General features: G+C 28.5%; 14 protein-coding genes. 5 read left to right on the forward strand and 9 right to left on the reverse strand.

Annotated features, from left to right (window positions below; all coding sequences use genetic code 11):
• Positions 1-261 precede the first annotated feature (261 nt).
• Both XO11_RS06215 and XO11_RS06220 read left to right on the forward strand, forming a co-directional pair.
• A complete protein-coding gene (locus XO11_RS06215) occupies positions 262-1431 on the forward strand; it encodes an ATP-binding protein (RefSeq protein ID WP_075780602.1) in 1170 nt (389 codons plus the stop codon).
• 161 nt (positions 1432-1592) lie between these two features.
• Positions 1593-3176, forward strand: coding sequence for a 4Fe-4S binding protein (locus XO11_RS06220; RefSeq protein ID WP_175418370.1), 1584 nt, complete (start codon positions 1593-1595; stop codon positions 3174-3176).
• Positions 3177-3199: 23 nt separating this feature from the next.
• Here the strand turns inward: XO11_RS06220 and XO11_RS06225 are convergent, their stop codons facing one another.
• From XO11_RS06225 to XO11_RS06255, 7 genes are all read right to left on the reverse strand, one after another.
• Positions 3200-3514 carry a heavy metal-binding domain-containing protein gene (locus XO11_RS06225; protein WP_014296757.1) on the reverse strand — a complete coding sequence of 105 codons (315 nt, stop codon included), beginning with the start codon at positions 3512-3514 and terminating at the stop codon, positions 3200-3202.
• Between the two features lie 16 nt (positions 3515-3530).
• Positions 3531-4286 (reverse strand): ABC transporter permease, encoded by a 756-nt coding sequence (locus XO11_RS06230; protein ID WP_014296758.1) that lies wholly within the window; start codon positions 4284-4286, stop codon positions 3531-3533.
• Complete coding sequence (locus XO11_RS06235; RefSeq protein WP_075780604.1) at positions 4286-5056, reverse strand: ABC transporter ATP-binding protein; 771 nt, start codon at positions 5054-5056, stop codon at positions 4286-4288. Before XO11_RS06235 ends, XO11_RS06230 begins: the two co-directional genes overlap by 1 nt.
• Before the next feature lie 20 nt (positions 5057-5076).
• Entirely contained in the window at positions 5077-5436 is a 360-nt protein-coding gene (locus XO11_RS06240) for a GntR family transcriptional regulator (protein ID WP_014296760.1), read from the reverse strand.
• A gap of 116 nt (positions 5437-5552) precedes the next feature.
• Positions 5553-6632, reverse strand: coding sequence for an N-acetylglucosamine-6-phosphate deacetylase (gene nagA, locus XO11_RS06245; RefSeq protein WP_175418371.1), 1080 nt, complete (start codon positions 6630-6632; stop codon positions 5553-5555).
• Between the two features lie 595 nt (positions 6633-7227).
• Positions 7228-8991, reverse strand: coding sequence for an HD-GYP domain-containing protein (locus XO11_RS10410; protein WP_075780607.1), 1764 nt, complete (start codon positions 8989-8991; stop codon positions 7228-7230).
• Between the two features lie 70 nt (positions 8992-9061).
• Positions 9062-10294 carry a hypothetical protein gene (locus XO11_RS06255; protein ID WP_014296763.1) on the reverse strand — a complete coding sequence of 411 codons (1233 nt, stop codon included), beginning with the start codon at positions 10292-10294 and terminating at the stop codon, positions 9062-9064.
• Between the two features lie 1306 nt (positions 10295-11600).
• Between XO11_RS06255 and XO11_RS06260 the strand changes: the two genes are divergently transcribed.
• The 3 genes from XO11_RS06260 to trmB all read left to right on the forward strand — a co-directional run bounded on the left by XO11_RS06260 (position 11601) and on the right by trmB (position 16222).
• Complete coding sequence (locus XO11_RS06260; protein WP_014296764.1) at positions 11601-12725, forward strand: MFS transporter; 1125 nt, start codon at positions 11601-11603, stop codon at positions 12723-12725.
• A gap of 246 nt (positions 12726-12971) precedes the next feature.
• Entirely contained in the window at positions 12972-15134 is a 2163-nt protein-coding gene (locus XO11_RS06265) for a metallophosphoesterase (RefSeq protein ID WP_014296765.1), read from the forward strand.
• A 140-nt stretch (positions 15135-15274) separates the two neighbouring features.
• On the forward strand, positions 15275-16222 hold the full coding sequence (trmB, locus tag XO11_RS06270; protein ID WP_175418372.1) for a tRNA (guanosine(46)-N7)-methyltransferase TrmB: 948 nt from the start codon (positions 15275-15277) through the stop codon (positions 16220-16222).
• Between the two features lie 37 nt (positions 16223-16259).
• On the opposite strand, the gene XO11_RS06275 is transcribed toward trmB, so the two are convergent.
• A complete protein-coding gene (locus tag XO11_RS06275; RefSeq protein WP_175418373.1) occupies positions 16260-18290 on the reverse strand; it encodes a methyl-accepting chemotaxis protein in 2031 nt (676 codons plus the stop codon).
• A 141-nt stretch (positions 18291-18431) separates the two neighbouring features.
• Positions 18432-20465 (reverse strand): methyl-accepting chemotaxis protein, encoded by a 2034-nt coding sequence (locus tag XO11_RS06280; protein WP_175418374.1) that lies wholly within the window; start codon positions 20463-20465, stop codon positions 18432-18434.
• Positions 20466-20487 lie beyond the last annotated feature (22 nt).

The following is a 20487-nucleotide window of genomic DNA, read 5'->3' on the forward strand; positions in this document are numbered from 1 at the left end:
GTTTTTTTCGGGTGCTCTGCAAGTATTCATTCACTTTTATTTTTTCAATCGTTTGTAATTTTACCTTGGACACTCTGCGAGCCTTCACTCGCTTTTATTTTTTCCAACTATCCTGTCATCACCGCTTCGGGAAATTCTTAGTCTTCGCTCATATTATTTTTCTAAATCACTTAACAAGAATTGTCACAATCGTCTACAAGGATTCTACAGTTGTCACACAGTCACAATTGTATGTTATAATAATTATAGGGGGTGATGATTATGGATAATGATAAATTGAAATATATAATTTCTTCGCTATTTGATGTCCCCATTAGCAATAAAGATTTGCTTGTAGATAGGGAAAAAGAATTAAAACATTTAAATAATCTTGCATATTTTCAACCCATGGGAATTTTTGGAGTATGTGGTGAAACTGGTGTAGGAAAAACTACTGTTTTGAATTTTATAGAAACAGCAGATTCCACAAAATTCAATATATTAATTACTGAAAAAGATTCTAAAGAGGTTATTATAGCTGATTTTCTTTATAAATTATCAAAATTATCATTATCTTTAAAAAATAAAAATATAGAAAAAATAGCACTGGAAGCAAAAGATTTTATTTTAACAGAAAAAAGTTTTAACTCAAATTATAGCGGGGGAATAAATGCTTTTGCAAGTGCAACGTATGAAAAAGGATTGTCAAATAAAAAAAGATTTAATATATATACTATTAAGGAGTATATTGAAAAATTACTTGAATTATTGATAAGAGAATATGGAAAAATTTTAATTGTAATAGATGAATTAGATAAAGAAAAAAAAGATGAAGTTCTGAATATTCTTGATTCTTTGAAAAATATACTTCTAAAAGAAAATGTTATTACAATTGTTTCTTTACCTTTTTCAATTTATAGGGAATACTCTAATGATAGAATGCGATGGAATGAGAGTGGAAATTTAGAAAATATTTTTAAAGATATGATTTTTCTGGATCCACTTACAAAAGAAGATATAAAAAAATTAATATTAAAACGTATTAAAGATTATCCTGATTATTTTCATATTAATGCTCTTGAAGAAATTGCTTCTTTTAGTGATGGGAATCCAAGAGATGCTTTATGGATTGCTCAACAAATTGCTTTATATAATACAGATAAAAAGAAAATTGATGAAACAACTGCCAAAGAAACTATAAAAAGTATTTTTTTACGAACTTTTTCTAAAACAAAATCCTTTACCGAAATACAAAAAATTATCTTAAAGGAAATTATTAAAGAAAACATAGATAGAACATCATTAGTTAAAAAATTACAGAAAAAAAATATAAAACGGCAAACAATATATACTTATATTACCCGCTGGAAAAATGAAGGATTAATTTTAGAAAATGATGATGGAATATTATCTTTACCAGCAAAAGTAAAATATTATGTAGAAAATTTATAATTTGTCACAGTTGTCTACAAGGATTCTACAGTTGTCACACAGTCACAATTGAAAGAGATGGAATTTTCCATCTCTTTTTTTATTTCTAAGTTTTTTCTAAGGTTAATATGTTAATATATATTTGCAAAAAAATGAAAAAGATCATTGTGGGGGTGAGTGATATGAAGAAAAGTAGTTCTTTACAAAAGTTTCGACTGGCGGTACAGATTATTTTTGTTGCGTTTGTGTTGTATGTGAGTATTGGACATTATATTGTAGAAAATAATCCTGGTGTTGAGTTATTTGGTGTTGCAAGTTTGCATACATTATGTCCATATGGTGGAGTTGTAAATCTTTATACATTTTTTACCACTGGAAATTATGTAAGTAAACTACATCAATCGGTGTTTATTATGCTATTTGCATTGTTTGCACTTTTGCTATTTACCGGTGCAAATTTTTGTGGTTGGATATGTCCTTTAGGTTCTGTTCAGGAATGGGTTGGAAAACTTGGAAAAAAGATTTTTAAAGATAAATATAATAGAGTTCCTGTAAAGGTTGATAGAATTCTAAGATATTTAAAGTATATTGTTCTTGCAATTATTATTATTCAAACAGCACGAACAAGTAAGTTAGTTTTTGAACCATATGATCCGTATTATAATCTGTTTAATATATGGACAGATGAAATTGCAATTACTGGATATATTTCTGTATTGCTCGTTTTAGGATTGTCGCTATTTGTAGAAAGACCATTTTGTAGATATGCATGTCCTTTAGGTGCTATAAATGGTTTGTTTAATTCTTTTAGTTTTTTAACTATTAAAAGGAAAAAGGATACATGTATAAATTGTAAATTGTGTGATAGAGCATGTCCTGTAGGAATTGTTGTTTCAGAAAAGAATGCTATAAACAGTCCTCAATGTATTAGATGTATGAAATGTGTTGAAGCATGTCCAGTAAATGATTCAAGTAAATTAACTCTTCAGGTTAGACCTATTTTAACTAAACCAGAAGAAAGCAAAAAAACTGTAAGTCTATGGAATTATGCATTTATAGCCCTTGCTTTATTTCTTGGTGTAATTTTAATAGCTAATGTTTCAGGTAATTTTAATACAGAAAAAATACGAACATATAATTCGATAAATGATATAAGAGGTTCTTCTACTTTACAGGAAATAATAGATAATTATCCTGTTTCAAAAGAAGAGTTGTATAGAGCATTTAATATTCCTCGAAACATTGTAACAACTGCTAAGTTAAAGGATTTATCTGAATTAATGGGATTTGATGAAGAACTTGAAATAGTTTCACCGGAAGGTATTAGAAGTTTTGTAGAGTATATTGATATGAATGTTTCTGATTTTCTTGCTGAATATGGAAAAACTATAAATGATTTTGATGAATTAAAAAGTATTGAAGGTATTGAAAATATGAGTGTAAGGGATATTATAAAAAAGACTAAACCTGGATTTATTGCATATGTAATTAGTGGATATTTGCCTGGTGAAGTTTCAGAAAATCAAGAAGCAAATATTAGTAATTCTACTGTTGAAAAAGAAGAACATGATACTTCAGATTTTATTATAAGAGGAAAAACTACTTTAAAGGAAATTAAAGAAAATATCGATGATTATAATGCATTTTTGAAAGAATTTGGAATTTCTGAAAAAGAAAGTTCTTTAATGGAATTAAAGGATATTGTTCAAAAATACAATTTATCAATGTCTGATATTAAGGATTATATTGAATCGCATACAAAATAATAAGAGGGCTTAAGCCCTCTTTATTATTTTAATTTTACAGCTGTTCCATAAGCTACCATTTCTGCTGCTCCAGCCATAACTGCAGAACTTGAAAACCTCAAACCAATTACTGCATCTGCTCCTAATTTTTCTGCCTCGTCTATCATACGATTATAGGCTATATTTCTTGCTTCTGTAAGCATTTCTGTATAACCTTTTATTTCTCCTCCTGCAAGTGTTTTAAATGCTGCTGCTATGTCCCTTCCTAAATGTTTTGAATGAACAACATTACCTATAACTATTCCTAAAACTTCTTCTATTTCTCTTCCAGGAACAAATTCAGATGTAGTTACTATCATGGAAATCCCCTCCTTATTAAATTTCTTTTTTTCTAAATTGATAATAGGCTATACTAACTATCGTTTCTCCTATTAAGAATAATGAAAGCGTGTATAATAAATCTATTTTTCCTTCTGAAATAATTTTTGAGCCTAATATATATGGATATGTATTTAAGAAAGATAAAGGTTTAATGAATCCTGCAGCTGTGGTGATAATCAATGTCCCAACTGAAACTAATATTGGTTTTACCTGATCATTGAATATTACAGAAAATAATACTGTTATTTCATACCAGAACAATCCACCAAAAAACATATGAATAAAATATTTGAATAATAGACTATATGCCAAATCTTTCCCTGAAATTAATGAATATGCAGCTGGTAGAACTATTCCTATTGTTATCCATATAATAAACATTGTCAAACCGATATATACTTTTGTGATAAATACATAATCTCTTGATTTTCTTACCAATAAATATTCCATTGTTCCATTTTCATATTCTCTGGAAAATAACGGAAAGGCAAAAATAATTGCAAAAATTGGAATTAATTGACCAAAGTTTTTACCGAACCATTGCGTATACATATAATAATTCCAATCATTTAAGTTATCCAATATATTTGAAAATCCAAATTTTTCTGCATATGGCTTTATTGCCGCCATATTTTCTTTTATCATATCAACATAAAATTTTTGAAAAGGGGCTATGCTGAAAAATAATAAAATTAATATTACTATTGAAATTATTGTTCGTGTTTTCATTTCATAAAGTTCTTTTTTCATTACCATTCCCCCTTTACCACTGCTTCAAAGATTTCATCTATAGTAACAGGTTCTCCATCTTGATTTTTTACTATCCAGATATTTTCATTTTCCAATTTTTTCCATAAATATCCTTTTGTTTTTTCATTTTTTGGTAATGATATTGCTGTATATTTTGTTTTTATGTTATCAAGATAATCCAATTCTAAAATCTTTCCTTTTGACATTATTGCAACTCTATCTGCAATTTTTTCAACTTCAGAAAGTATGTGGCTGGTATATAATATGCTTTTTTCCTGATATGAACTTTCACGTATTATTTCAAGTACTGTGTTTCTCATTAATGGATCCAATCCCCATGTTGGTTCATCGAGAATATATAAATCAGCATCCTGTGAAAAGGTTAATATTACATACACCTGAGTAAGCATACCATGGGATAGATTTGAGATTTTTGTGTTTTTAGCTATTTGAAATTTATCCAGCAATTCGTATGCTTTTTCAATAGAAAAATTTTCTGTAAGCTCGTTGTTGATTTCTATCATTTTTTTAACTGTTAATGATTTGTAGAGATTCTTTTTTTCAGGTAAATATGCAACTTTTCCATTTAAATATATTTTTCCGCTATCTGGCCATCTTAAATCAAGAATACATTTTATTATTGATGTTTTTCCTGCACCATTTGGTCCAATAAGTCCAAAGATTTCACCTTTTTCAATTTCAAATGAAACGTTATTGACTGCTGTAAGAGTTCCGTATTTTTTTACAAGGTTATCAACTTTTAATATCATGGATTCACCTCCAGATTTTATCAATCATCATATAACTTATTGATTATTGATATCAATTTTTCTTTTTGAATTTTTGCGTTTTTACATTCTAAAACACTTTTTTGAAAATTTTCTAATTTTTTTTCTATAAACTGATTTTCATCAATTCCTAATACTATATATCCTGAACCTCTTACTGATTTTATTACTCCTTCAAATTCGAGTTCTTTATATGCTCTTGATACAGTATTTAAATTTACACCAAGCTCTTTTGCAAGAACTCTTATTGAAGGAATAAATTCATCTTTTTTGAGTTCATTGGTAAGGATTTTTTCTTTTATTTTGTTTTTTATTTGTTCGTAAACAGGAGTGTGCGAATGAAAGTCTATGGAAAACCACATTTATATCACCTCTGTACTATTATACTATGATAGTAGGTTAAAAATCAATGATGATTTGATGAAGTTTTGTTAATCGAGAAAAATAAAAAATTCGACAGGATTTCCTGTCGAATTTTTTAGGTGTAATTCCCTTCAAATATTGTTTTTTTGAGGTTTAAATTTTTATCCAATAATACAAGATTGGCGATGTAGCCCTCTTTTATTCGTCCTAAGTTTTGAAGTTTCAAGTTTTGTACTGTGTTGTATGAGGATACTTTTGCAAGTTCCGTTAATGTACAATTGGTAAATTTTTGGAAGTTTTTAACTGCTTTGTCGAATACTAATGTACTCCCTGCTATTGTTCCGTCTTTTAATGTTGCTTTTCCATTTTTTACTGTAACTTCAAGACCGCCAAGATCATATTTTCCATCATTTAATCCCGCAGCGCTCATTGAGTCTGTTATTAGTATAATATCATCAATATTTTTTATTTTATATATTAGTTTAACAAAATCCGGTGATGTGTGTACTCCATCAACTATCATTTCTATTTTAAAATCTTCAAGCATTCCTGCACCAACTCCACCTAATTCACGGTGATGCAGTCCTTTTATTGCATTTGGAAAGTGAGTTATTCTGTTTATTCCTTTTTCATACGCTTTTTTGAATTCTTGATAATCTGCTTCTGTGTGACCAAGGGATATTACTGTGTTATTTTTATGAATTATATTTATTACGTCATAAAATCCTTTTATTTCAGGTGCCATTGTTATTAATTTTATTTTTTCATTTAGTATTTCTTTTATTTCATTTTTTTCTGGATTTCTAATGTATTCAGGATTTTGTGCTCCTTTTTTATTTATGTTTATATATGGTCCTTCAAGGTGTATTCCTTTTATTGATTTTTCTATTGGTGTGTTTTTAATAACGTTTTTTATTTGCTCTTTAGATGCTGAAACTGTTGTTGGAAAGAATGTGGTAACTCCGTGTTTGAAGTTCATTTCTGCCCATTGTTTGAAATCTTTTTCTGTTGCGGTCATTGTGTCTATTCCGCCATAACCATGAGTATGACTGTCTATAAATCCGGGCATTAATATGTAGTCGTAATATGAATCTTCTGTTTTTATTATTTTTTCTATTTTTCCATTGTTGATTATTATTTTTCCGGTGTATTCTCCATCAATAGGATCAACGATGAGTAATTTGGATATTTCCATCTTTGTCTCTCCTTTTCGAAAATAGAAATAATAATATTCATTCAAACAGCAAGAAATTCTAATCCTTGCTCCATTTGAAAATTCGGGAAATTCTTAGTCTTCATTCATATTATTTTTCTACTTTCATCTTTTCATTTATATTTAAGAAAATAGCTAGAATAATGTGAGCGAAAACTTGAAAATTCCCGAAGAGAAACAATTATGATTGAGAAAAATAAAAACGAACGAAAACTCGCAGGTTGCCCGAGAAAATCATGAATGGAGGCTGTCAAAAAAACAGGATGTTTTTTTGAGCGCAGCTTCTGCAGGGATGCAGAATCTAAGCGACAGCCGGGAATGAGTGATTTTCGAGGATCAGCAACCAAGTCGTTTGAGGGAGTTTTTATTTTTCTCAATCAACAACACAAAAGGACGAACATGGACGTGAGTCTGCAACGGCCGGCGGGAACGAGAATTTTTGAGGATTAGAATTTTCTACCGTTTGAGCGAACATTATTCGTACTATTTTCTTCATATATTGTCTTTATTTTTTCAATTGCCCTATAATCTCCGTTTCGGGAAATTCTTAGTCTTCGCTCATATTATTATTTCTATTTTATTTTATATCATCTTCCTGTATATTTTTCATTAGTTCATATAATTTGGAGCTTTGTTTGTCTACTTCTTCCCATAATTTTCTCAGGTCTTCGGAATACTCTTTGAATATTTTCAATACTTCTGGATGGAAATGTGTTGGTTGTGTTCTATCGTCTCCTTCAAGAATTATTTTTAACGCCTTTTCGTGTGAAAATGCTGGTTTATATGGCCTTTCTGACCTTAATGCATCATATACATCTACAACAGAAACTATAGCAGCTTCAATTGGGATTTTATCCCCTTCTAATCCAAATGGATAACCGCTTCCGTCATATTTTTCGTGATGATATAATGCAATGTTTTTAGCAAGTTTGAACATAGGTGCGTCACCTATTAATAATCCACCGTAAATTGTGTGTTTTTCCATTATTTTCCATTCTTCATTTGTTAATTTTCCTTTTTTCATTAATATGTCTTTTGGGATCATTAATTTTCCAATATCGTGTAATGGCGCATAATACTTCATTTGATACACTGTATGATGATCTAAACCCATTTTTTCAGCTATAAATGCCGAAAGCTCTCCAACTCTATTAACATGATTTCCGGTATTTTCATCATAACCTTCAGCGATTATTGAAAGTTGAGTACTAAAGTTTAAGTATGATTCTTCTAATTCATTATTGACTTTTTCTATTTCTTTGTATGAATGTTCTAGTTCTTCGTTCATTGCGTTGATTTCTTCAAATGATGACATTATGTCTTCTGCCATTTTTTGATATTCATCCATTAATTCATTTATTTCTTTTATTTCACATTTTTCAAACATTCTATCAAATTCTAAGTATTTTGTTTCTCTGAATTTTTTCATATTATCTACCATTAACTCAAATGGTCTTGAAATTTGTTTTGAAACTTTTCTTGCTTTTATTGCAACTAAATACATTATTATAATTAAAGCTAATATAAATATTGTTATGTTGTATATTAAAGCATTTCTGAGCATCCCAACATCTAATTTTAATACTATTCCAATTGGTTTGAATGTTGATTTTTCATCTTCATAGCTCCAGGTATAATAAAAAATCAGTTTGTTTCCTTTTTTTATTATTATTTCTTTTCCAGTGTCAAATGCTTTTTTCAGATATTCAACATCTTTGTCTGTTAAATCGTTTTCTTTGCTTGAAAGATTTTCAAAATTATGCGTGCATATATCAATTTCATCTATGAAATTGTATTTTTCCTCAAGAGCATGAAAATTATCTAATGTATTTTTTATTTTATCTACGGAATATGATGCTCTTATTAGATAATATTCATTATCTATTTTTAAATAAATATCTTTTAATAGTTTTTCTGAGGTTAATTCAAGTTCAAAATAGTATTTGTAATTTTCAAGTTTATCTAATTTTTCTTTGATTTTTGAATTTAATTTGTTGTAATCAATTTTCTCTATACTGGTATCACTATTAAAAAACGCGTATTTTGATATGTTTTTTATTGTTTCTTCTTTGTTTTCAGAAGTTTTTAAGGCTTCTATAAATCTCTCCAACCCTTTATAATATCGAACATCAAAATCATATAATGCATTTGATAATGAGGTGAATGCCATATTAACAATTTGTACTGCATTTGCTTCAAATTCTTTTTCTACACGTCCAAGATTATATAGGCTAATCATGCTGAATATCATTATTACTGAACCTATTCCAATTATTACTATAGTCATTATATTTTTGATTATAAGATGATAAAGCGTTATTTGCTTATCTCTTTTTCTCAATTTAATCACCTCACTTGATATGAAATGCATTTTTATTATATGTTTTCAAGCTTAAAAGTTTCTTAGAATTTTATTTTATAAAGTTAGATTTTCCGTTGATATCTGTATATATTATAAGTCCTTTTATTATTTCACCGTTTTTTTGGTATCCAGAGAATATCAGTCCATCATTATAATTATACACCTTTGTTAGTCTTTCATCTAATAATGTTCCATAATAGTTTTCAAATAATACTATTCCAGTTTGTTTTTCTATAAAAAGTGAGTATCCGTCAAAATCATTATTTTTTTCAAGTGCATATCCGGTAACTGCAATTTTATCCAGTGTTTGAGTTATGGATAATCCCCTGGATGATTTTTTCATTAAATAATCTGTTCTCCATATTTTTTGTAGATTGTTATCTGTCTTTATTATTAATGTTTTCCATGGGTAGTTTTCTAATGGAGAACTATATCCTGCAATATAAAAGTATTTATTGTCCTTTGTAAATGAATAAGCATAATCTTCCAAATTTTCAGAACCAAATTTTTTTATTGAGTAATCACTATAATTTAATTTGTTTAGTTTTATGATGAATATATCCCAATTGTTGTTTGCAGTTGAATTTGTATTTCCAAGAAGATATATATAATTTTTATCCGTTTCTATATCTTCTAGTATTTCATCATTATACCATGTAATGTTAAATTCATTTAGTAATTCTAGTGATGGGTTTATTTCATACATGAATCCTATTTTTTTATTGTTATCTATTTTATATCCTACAATATAAATACTGTCAAAGTTATCTATTTTTATTTTTTTTATTTTTCCAGAGAAATTGAGTGTTTTTGATCTTAATATGTTTCCATTGATATCTACTTCTAAAATATATGGTTTAAAGTTTTTGTATCCTGATAATATAAATATGCTATCTGCAAGTATAAATGAGTTTATTTCTGTGTATATACTTTCTGTAATTTCTATGTGTTTTTTTATATTTCCATATTTGTCTATTTTATATATATGTATTTTTTTCTTTATTTCTTTTGATTCTGCAGTTATATATACATATTCTTTATATTTGAAGATGTCTTTTATTATTAAGTTGTTATTGTTTTCCAGAAATTTATGCCATGTGTTTTGTTTTGTGTAGATTTGTGAGTAGTTTTTTGAATTCATAATATCTTTTATTATGGAACTTTCTTGAGTTTTTTTTGTTTTTACTTCAATGGTTGTTTTTGAAGAGTTTTTTATTATTGATATGTCTATTATTATTAATAGAACTAATAGTATTGGAATTAACAACATTATTTTTTTCATATTTTTATCCCTCTCTTATATTATTTATATAGATGCTGGTGGTGTAGTGATGTTTATTGTTGATATGTTATTGTAATTATTATTATAAAAGAATTTTATACTGTTCATAATTTTTTTGATTTTTGTTGATATGAAAAAATTTTTATGTTGATAAGTGTACATGCGAATATTTGTTCTATAAAAAATGTTGAATTTTATTAGATGGTTTATAATTTTTGAACTTTGAACGTTGATTGTTGATATTAATGTTGGTGAATTTTTTCTATGAACGAAGATTGGTTGAGAAGTTATGAACGAAATTTAGAGTTAACAACTTTTTATGTTGATAACTTTTATAATTTATATTTTAAGCGAGTTATATGTTTTGAACTTTGTTGGGAATTATAAACGAAAATAGTTTTTAATGGAGATTTATGTTGGAAATTTAATTTAATTATATCATATCTGATGATTGTTGCAGATTTATGTTCATATTCGTCCTTTTGGTGTTGATTGAAAAAAATAAAAACACCTTCAGACAACTTGAGTGCTAATCTTCGAAAATTTTTTTTGAAAGTAGAAAAATAATATTCACTCAGACGGCAAGAATTTCTGATCCTTGCTCCATTTGAAAATTCGGGCACGCTCAGATTCCCCTTCCCTGGGGAAGCTTCGCTTTTCGAAACATCCTGTTTCTCCAACCCGAATTTTCTGCATTCCACTGCGGGAAATTCTTAGTCTTCGTCCATATTATTTTTCTACTTTCATCTTTTTATTTATATTTAAGAAAATAGCTAGAATAATGTGAGCGAAAACTTGAAAATTCCCGAAGAGAAACAATTATGATTGAGAAAAATAAAAACGAACGAAAACTCGCAGGTTGCCCGAGAAAATCATGAATGGAGGCTGTCAAAAAAACAGGATGTTTTTTTGAGCGCAGCTTCTGCAGGGATGCAGAATCTAAGCGACAGCCGGGAATGAGTGATTTTCGAGGATCAGCAACCAAGTCGTTTGAGGGAGTTTTTATTTTTCTCAATCTACAACACAAAAGGACGAACATGGATGTGAGTCTGCAACGGCCGGCGGGAACGAGAATTTTTGAGGATTATAAATTTCTACTTGTTTGAGCGAACATTATTCTAGCTATTTTTTCGTTTTTTATTTTGCAATTAGTGATTTTTGTTTACATATGAATTAATAATCGGTATTTTTTGGTTTACGGTTGGAAGTATTTTCATTATTTTAATCCACATTTAATGTATCACATGTTATTTTAAATTTTTTATTATAAACTTGAAGGCAAAGGTAAAAAAGGAGGTTGATTGGATTGAAAGGATATTTAAAATATATTCTTGCATTACCATTTTTACAGGTTTTTGTTCAGGTTGGAATTGCATCATCATTTCCACAATTAACAGAGATGTTTGGTTCTGCATGGTTGGCAAGTACTTTTATAGGTATTACACCGCTTGTATCTATAGTTTTTGGTTCATTTTGGGGTAAGATTTTAGAAAAACATGGTGAAAGTAAAACCTTTTTGTTTTCAATGGTAATTTGGAGTGTTTCATTATATTTATCAGGATTATCTCTTAGTTATCCAATTCTTGCAATCGTTTTCCGTGGTTTTCAGGGAATTGCTGATTCTGCGTTGTTTGCAAATGCATTAACAGTTATAACTAAAGGTGATTTTTCAAAGCAGGAGAAAGCAAAGTATTTTGGTATGGTAGAATTTTTGGCAAGTTTTGGTGCTGTTATGGGGCCATTGGTTATTGGTTCTGGATTTATTTATATCCCAAAACACACATTAACTGCTTTAGGTGTTTTATTGTTTATATTCACTTTGATTATTTATAAGCAATTACCTGTTATTGAGATACATTCAGAATATTCAAAGAAACAGGTTGCTAAGTTTTCACCAAGGATTTTCCTTGCAGCATTTTTTGGAATTATTACTATAGCTATTGTTGTTGGATTCCAGGTAACTATGCCTTTATTTGTTGAGGGCATTGTAGATAATCCATTATACGGTAAAATTTATACTTCTATATTTGCTTTGTTATTGATGCTTGGTAATTTGTTTAAACATAAGGTTCATGGTGTAAAGCTATGGATTCCCCTTGGAACTTTTGCAACATTGAGTATAGCAATGTTTGTAAATTCATTTTCACTTGTAGGATTTTTAATATTTGTTTTAGTTTCCGGTATATTCCTTGGATTATCAATTACAATGAGCAGCGAATATGCTTCAATTCTTTCTGTTGGATTTGAAGAAAAGGGAATGGCAGTTTTTTCTGCATTTAGATTAAGTGGAAACTTTTTTGGACCATATCTTTCTATTTTCTTTTCAATGGGTGGAATAAATATGTTTACTATGGTTCTTGCAGTTTTGGCATTAGCTTCAAGTGTGTTTTTAATTAATTTTAAAAATTTTCAGGAAGTTGAAAATATATAATATATAATTTCTCATAAAAAAGGGCTGTTCATTTTCGCCCTTTTTTTTGTAATTATTTTTTAATATGTTTTTTATATGTAGTTTTAATATTAATCAATATTTCAAGATAATATTCTAAAATGGATTTATACGGGATGTGATAATATTTGACTTTTTTTAACAAAAGGAGTATCATTAATATTTGCGAGAAAACGTTTGCAATATATTATCGCAATATATTATCTTTAAAAAAGGGGGAGTTAGAGTATGTTTAAGAAATCACTGGTATTGTTATTGGCATTTTCATTGTTGATTTCTGTATTTGCATTTGCAAATGCAAAAGCATTTAAAGTAACTGACAAATCACAATTATTACCAGGTCCAGCAGCGGATGGTAAGGTTGGAGACTATATTTTAAAGAATGAGAAGGTTGCTTTCTTAATAGGTCAATTGGATAATTATCATGGTTATATGAAGTCTGGTGGAAACATATTAGATGCTATTTATTGTGGCGGAGAAGATCAGTTTGATGAAATGCACACATATTTTGGTTGGCCAAAACAGGCTATTTATGAAAATATATATATTGAAAAGAATGGATCTAATGGTGGAGCTGCAGTATTAAAATTAACAGGACATCATTCAGATATTCCAGGTATAGCAATTACAACAACTTATACATTATTCCCGGGAACAAATTATCTTATTATTAAAACTACTCTTGTAAATAATAGCGGGAAAGATATTGATAAGATGATTCTTGGTGATGCTACATTCTTTGGTTATGCAAGACCATTTACTTTTGGTTTAGGTTATAAGGTAAGCAGAATTGATACAGATTTTATCGGTGCTCAGGGTGACAAAATTGCTTATGGTGTGACTACAACAGAAAGAGATGAAAATGGAAAATTAAGAGATATTCATATTTCTTATATCTTTGCTGATCCAGAAATTAAAACAGTTGCTATTAAAAATGGAGAAAAGGTTACATTCCAGAGAATATTTGTTGTAGGTAAGGATTTATCTTCAGTATTGGAAACATCTCTTGATATTAGAGGTAAAGGTTATACAATGGTGAGCGGTAAAGCAGAATTTGCAAATGGAAAACCAATAGCAAATTCAAAGGTAAATATTTTTGACGATAAAGGAATATTGTATATTGTAGCTTATACAGATGAAAACGGTAATTATAAATTCCCGGCAAATCCTGGAAAATATACAGCTAAAGTTGATGTTATGGGTGTAAACACAGTAAAGGCACCAGAAATTGTTGTTAAAGGTGAAGAAGAAATAAAAGCCGATGTTGTTGTTGGTAAATACGCAGAAGAAAATAAGGTGTTATGGGGACCATATCTTTCAGATTTAGGAAAGGATAGCGTATATATTAACTGGAAAACTTTAGTTCCAGCAAAAGGAAAGATATTAATTAATGGAAAGATTTTAGAAGATAATACAGTATCTAATTTACATCATTTCAAGATTACAGGATTAAAACCTGGTGAAGAATATACATATTCACTTGTTGTAGAAGATGGAGCAGCAAAAGGAGTTACAACAGATTCTTATACATTTAGAACAGTTGCTGATCATCCAGAAAAGTTCAAATTTGTTGTATATGCAGATACAAGAACATATAATAAGAGACATAGAATGGTTGCAGATAAAATTGCTGAAGAAAATCCAGATTTTGTAATTCATGTTGGTGACCTTGTAATGGATGGAAGAATTATGAGTGATTGGGATGGATTTTTCTGGGCAATTAAGAATATGGCTGCAAAAGCTCCATTCTATCCAGTTCTTGGAAACCATGAATATAATTCAAAATATTATTTCAGTTCATTTGTAACCCCACAGGGTGGCGGAGATTATAATGAACAGTATTATTCGTTTGATTATGGAAATGCACATTTTGTTGTTCTTGATGCAGATATTCTTTTAATGCAGAAGGATAAAGAGGGAATGGAAAGAGAAACACAATGGTTAATTAACGATCTTGAAAAACATAAAGATGCAAAATGGAAATTTGTATTCTTCCACGAACCATTCTGGACAAATTGTACAGAGTATGGTAAAGACCCTGTAAGTCCAACTATTGACTACTGGAAACCTGTATTTGAAAAATATGGTGTAGATATTGTATTCAACAGTCATTATCATATGTATGAAAGATTTACAAATAATAAGATTGAATATATTGTAACTGGTGGAGGAGGAGCTCCATTATACAGTAAAGTAAGATCATACAATGAAAAGTATCCATTTACAACAAAGGATATAACAGGAATTCATCATTTTGTAGAAGTTATTGTTGATGGAAATCAGGTTAAGGTTCTTGTAAAAGGTGTTGCACAGCAAACAGATAAGAAAAAAGAAGACGGTTTCTTCCCTGTTAATGTAATATTGGATCACTTTGTATTAAATAAATATTGATTTTAGTAATGCCTCCGGATTTATTCCGGAGGTTTTTTATTATAAGAATAATTTAATATATTTTGAAGAATTTATATATGTTAAGTCAGTTATGGTATAATGTTTTATACGTTAAGGATTAATTATTGGGAGGAATTGATATGCATGATAAAATAGCAGTTTTAAAATATTTTTTAAAACCGCAGACTTTTGATGAGTATCCTGTAAATTGGAAGGATATTTTTGGAAATAGGAAGAAATTATATGTTGAAATAGGTTTTGGAAGTGGAGAGTATATGGCAGCACTTGCTAAAGAGAATCCAGATATTAATTTTGTTGGCTTTGAAACTTCTTTAACAGCTTTATATAAGGCTCAAATTAATTTTTATAAGAATAATATTAATAATGCCAGGGTTATTCAAGGTGATGCAAGGTTGTTAATCAGAGAATTGTTTCCGTCTGGTTCTATTTCAAAGCTTATTGTGAATTTTCCATGTCCATGGCCAAAGAAAAGACATAAGGAAAGAAGAATTTTTATTGAATCATTTATTTTAACCCTTGCTGATGTATTAAGAAAAGGTGGAACTATTGAACTTGCTACAGATGTTGACTGGTATGCACAGGAGGTTTATGATAATTTTAGTAAATCAGAATTTTTTGAGGCACAGGAAATAATAGAGAATTTTAATAGACCAATAAAAACGAAGTATGAGTTAAAATGGGATAAAGAAGGAAGAAATAAGTATTTATTTATTGCTAAGAAAGTGAAAGATTATAAGGTTTTGAGAATTCTGGAAGGAGTGAGTGAAATGCCTCATAAGAATATAAATTCTATAGATATTGATAAATTAAAGGATTTAAAGGATAAAAAGTTTCAAGAAGGTAATAAAACGTTTGTTGTAAATAATGTTTATGAAGATATGATAAATGATAGATATTTGTTAAAGGTTGTTTCTTCAGATGATGATTTTATTCAACAGTATTATGTTGCTATTTATAAAAAGACCAATTCATGGCTTGTTAAACTGGATTCTGTAACTATCCCGTATAGAACACCAGCTGTTAAGTTTTCTGTTTATAAAATTGCTGAGTTAATTGAGGAAATATAAAAATAACCCCAACCAAAAAGGGTTGGGGTTATTTTTTTTAACTTAGTTTATTTATAGCCTGATCTATTAATGATTCGAGTTTTGTAGATGTTTCTTTTACATTTGATAATAATTTTTCATTTTTGTCTCTATTTTTATATTCAAAGTTTTTAGCGTAATTGTGTAATTGTTCATGATATTTTAAGATTTCAGACCATATATCATTTATTTCTTCAGGTACATTTTTAGATAATACTTTTACAAATACACCAAATCCACATCTGTGAGGATTATCTTCTGCTGCCAGCCATGTGTTGTTATGAACGGATTCTTCAAATCTTTTTACCCATCTTCTGTGAGCTTCTTTGGCACCATTTAGTTCATTAATAAGATCCTTATGTGTAAACATTTTAAATGTTGAGAATGTTTCCACAGTATTTATAAGTTGATTTGCTTCTTCTTCAACGATTTTTAATAAATCCATATTTCTATCGTTCATGTATTTTTCTTCTTCAACAATTTCATCCATTTCTTCTTTTAGATTATTAACAAGTTCGGTGATATTTTGAGATGAGGCTGATAATTCCTGAACGGCTGCTCCTTGCTGTTGAGCACTTGCGGCTAAATTGTCAGCATAATTTGAGATTTTTTCCACTGAATCAATTAATTCATATAGTTCATTTGATGTTTTGTCATTCATTTCAGATACAGATTTTATATTTTCAGACATTTCAATTACCATATCCGATGCTTCGGTGACACCTGTCATAACTTCACCAAGATTTTCTCTTATACTTTCTGCAGCATTTCTACTTTCTTCTGCAAGTTTTCTTATTTCATCAGCAACTACAGCAAATCCTTTTCCTGCTTCGCCAGCCCTTGCAGCTTCAATTGCAGCATTTAGTGCAAGAAGATTTGTTTGTTCAGAAATACTTGTAATTGTTTCCACAACTTCATTTATAATCTGGGCTTTATCGGATACTGCTTTTACTTTATCAACTATTGGAACCATACTTTCAGAAATGTTGTTTATAGTTTCGTTTACATTGTTAAGACTTTTTCTTCCACTTTCTGCCACATCACTTATCTCATGAGCTATATTACTTAATTCTACAGCTGTGTTTGCAAGATTTTGAATGTTGTCAGATATTTCTAATGTACTTGCATTTTGTTCTTCTACATATGAGGTAATATTATCCAGAGAACTTTTTGTTCTTGTTAATGCATCATCTATATCATCAAAGTTGGTTTTGAATATTTTTAATTCATGATTAATTGTGTTAAATTGTGTGATGTTGTTTCTAAATCTATTGAAAAATCCCTGAAGAGATGTTCTAAATGAATCTATAAAATGATTAAAGAATTTAGATATTTCTCCAATTTCATCTGATGTTTTTACTTCAAGTTTGCTTACCAGATCACCACCGCTTTTAGAAAGTTCCTCAAGTTTGTTTCTTACAGAATATAATGGTACCATCATGTATAATATATACATAAAGGTTACAAGTACAGTAATGATTAAGGCTATTGATACAGCTGTTATTAGATATTGAAGACGTCTTATATTTCCTTCAAATTCGTCTGTTTTTTCTCTGGTTAATTTGTCCATTATTTTTTCAAGTTCTCCAAAAGCTTTTAATGCTGGACCATCATCTATTTTTATTATTTTATCTATTTCACTTATTGATTTTCCTTCTTTTTTGAGTTTTATTGCTAATTGTAGATTTTGACTATATTGCATAAATGTATTTTTTATAATTTCAAGGTTTTTTAATTCTTCCTGACTTACATCATGTAATTTTTCGTATTCAGCAAAATCTTTTAATATTGCCTTTTCTTTTTCTTCAAAGGCGGAAATGTATTTGTCATATCCTCTAAGAACATAGTTTTTGAATATATGGATACCTCCACCATATCCAAATTGTGCTTTAATATCTGATAATATTTTCTGTCTTGTTGTGACCGAGTCAATATAATCTATCCATTTATCTTCCAGACTACTTGTTTCAAGAAAAACAAATGATCCAATAATAGTGAATACAACTACTGCCAGAACTAATAATAACATCATCTTTGTTTTAATCTTCATAGGATCACCCCTTTGAATATGTTTTGTATTGATTCTATTATTGAAATTCTTTCTATTAATAATTATATCATAAAATAAATAAAATATTTCAAAAAAAATACTCCAGGAGTTTATAAAATAAAATCTCCTGGAGTATATAAATTAATTTTTTAATTTTCTTATAGCAGTATTTATAGATTCATTCATTTTTGATAATGTTATCCTGGCTTCTTTTAATAGTTTTTCGTTTTTATTCTGATTTTTATATTCGTATTTTTTAGCATAATTGTGTAGTTCGTTATGTAGGATTATAATTTCTTTCCATATATCGTTTATTTCATCAGGTATGTTATTTCCAATTACATTTATAAATAAACCAAATTCACATTTTTGAGATTCATCTTCTACAATTAAATATGTATTGTTATTTATTGCATCTTCGAATTTTGATATCCACTCTTCGTGATTTTTTATTGCATTTTTCAGTTCTGCAATAATATTTTCTTTTTTAAACATTTTAAAGGTGGAAAAGATTTCTACAGTTTTAGTTAGTTGTTTAATTTCATTTTCTATTATATCAAAGAGATATTTGTTTTTTGTATTCATGTATTTTTCTTCTTTAACTATATTTTCCATGTAATTTTTTAAGGTATTTATTAGTTCTGTAATTCTTTGAGATGAAGCTGATAATTCTTCAACAGCTGCACCCTGTTCCTGGACACTTGCTGCAAGATTATCAGCTGATATAGAAATTTTTTCTACAGAATCTATAAGCTCATATAATTGATCAGATGTTTTATCGTTTATTTTGGTTACGGATTTTATATCTTCTGACATGTTAATAACCATATCAGAGGTTTCTTTAACTCCAAGCATAACTTCACCAAGGTTTTCTCTTATACTTTCTGCAGCACTTCTGCTTTCTTCAGCAAGTTTTCTTATTTCTTCAGCTACTATTGAGAAACCTTTACCAGCTTCTCCAGCTCTTGCAGCTTCAATTGCAGCATTTAATGCAAGAAGGTTTGTCTGTTCTGAAATGCTTGTAATTGTTTCTACAACATCATTTATAATTTGTGCTTTATTTGAGACGTTTTTTACTTTTTCTACTATTGGTATCATATTATCAGAGATATTATTTATTGTTTTATTTACAATTCCAATACTTTTTCTCCCTGTACCTGCAACCTCACTAATTTCGTGAGCTATATTGCTGAGTTCAACAGATGTGTTTGCAAGTTTTTGGATATTATTTGAGATTTCTAAAGTGCTCATATTTTGTTCCTCTATATATGAAGTAATATTATCCATTAGTTCTTTTGTATTAAATAGCGATTTATCCATATCGTCAAAATTTACTTTAAATATTTTTAATTCATGGTTTATTATATTGAATTTAGAGATACTGTTTCTAAACCTGTTAAAGAATCCACATAATGAATTTCTAAATGTTTCTGTAAAATCATTAAAAAATCGCGATATTTCTCCAACTTCATCATATGTTTTTACTTCTAATTTTGTTACCAGATCACCACCACTTTTTGAGAGTTCTTTTAATTTATCTTTTACGAAATGTAGCGGTTTAATGCTTTTAACCAGATAAAGTTGAATTATAACCATCATTGCAATTACCAGTATTGAAACAGCAGTTACAAGGTATTTTAGTTTTTTAATATTTTCTTCAAACTTTTTAGTTTTTTCCTCTGTTAAATTATCCATAATTTTATCAAGTATGTCAAAAGCTTTTAAAGCAGGTTCATCGTCTATTTTTATAATTGTATCAATTTCATTTATTGATTTTCCTCTGCTTTTGAGAGAATTAACAAGATTTATGTTTTCATAGTATTTTAGTAAAGTGTTTTTTATCACATTTAAAGATTTTAATTCATCTGAAGATATATCAGGTAGTTTTTCATATTTTTCAATATTTTCCATAATTTCATTCTTCTTTTTTTCAAATAATGAAAGATATTTTTCTTCACCTCTTAAGATATAATTTTTAAATGAATGTATAGCTCCACCATATCCAAATTCCTCTTTTATATCAGAGACCAATTTTTGCCGTATGGTTACTGATTCAATATAATCATTCCATTTACATTGTAAAACGCATATTTCATAAAATACAAGTGCTCCAACAATGCCAACTATCACCCCACCAACAACCATTAATAATAACATTTTTGTTTTTATTTTCACAAATTACCCCCCTTTTAAAGAT

It is taken from the genome of Marinitoga sp. 1138 (assembly GCF_013363265.1).
Taxonomy (GTDB): Bacteria; Thermotogota; Thermotogae; order Petrotogales; family Petrotogaceae; genus Marinitoga; species Marinitoga piezophila.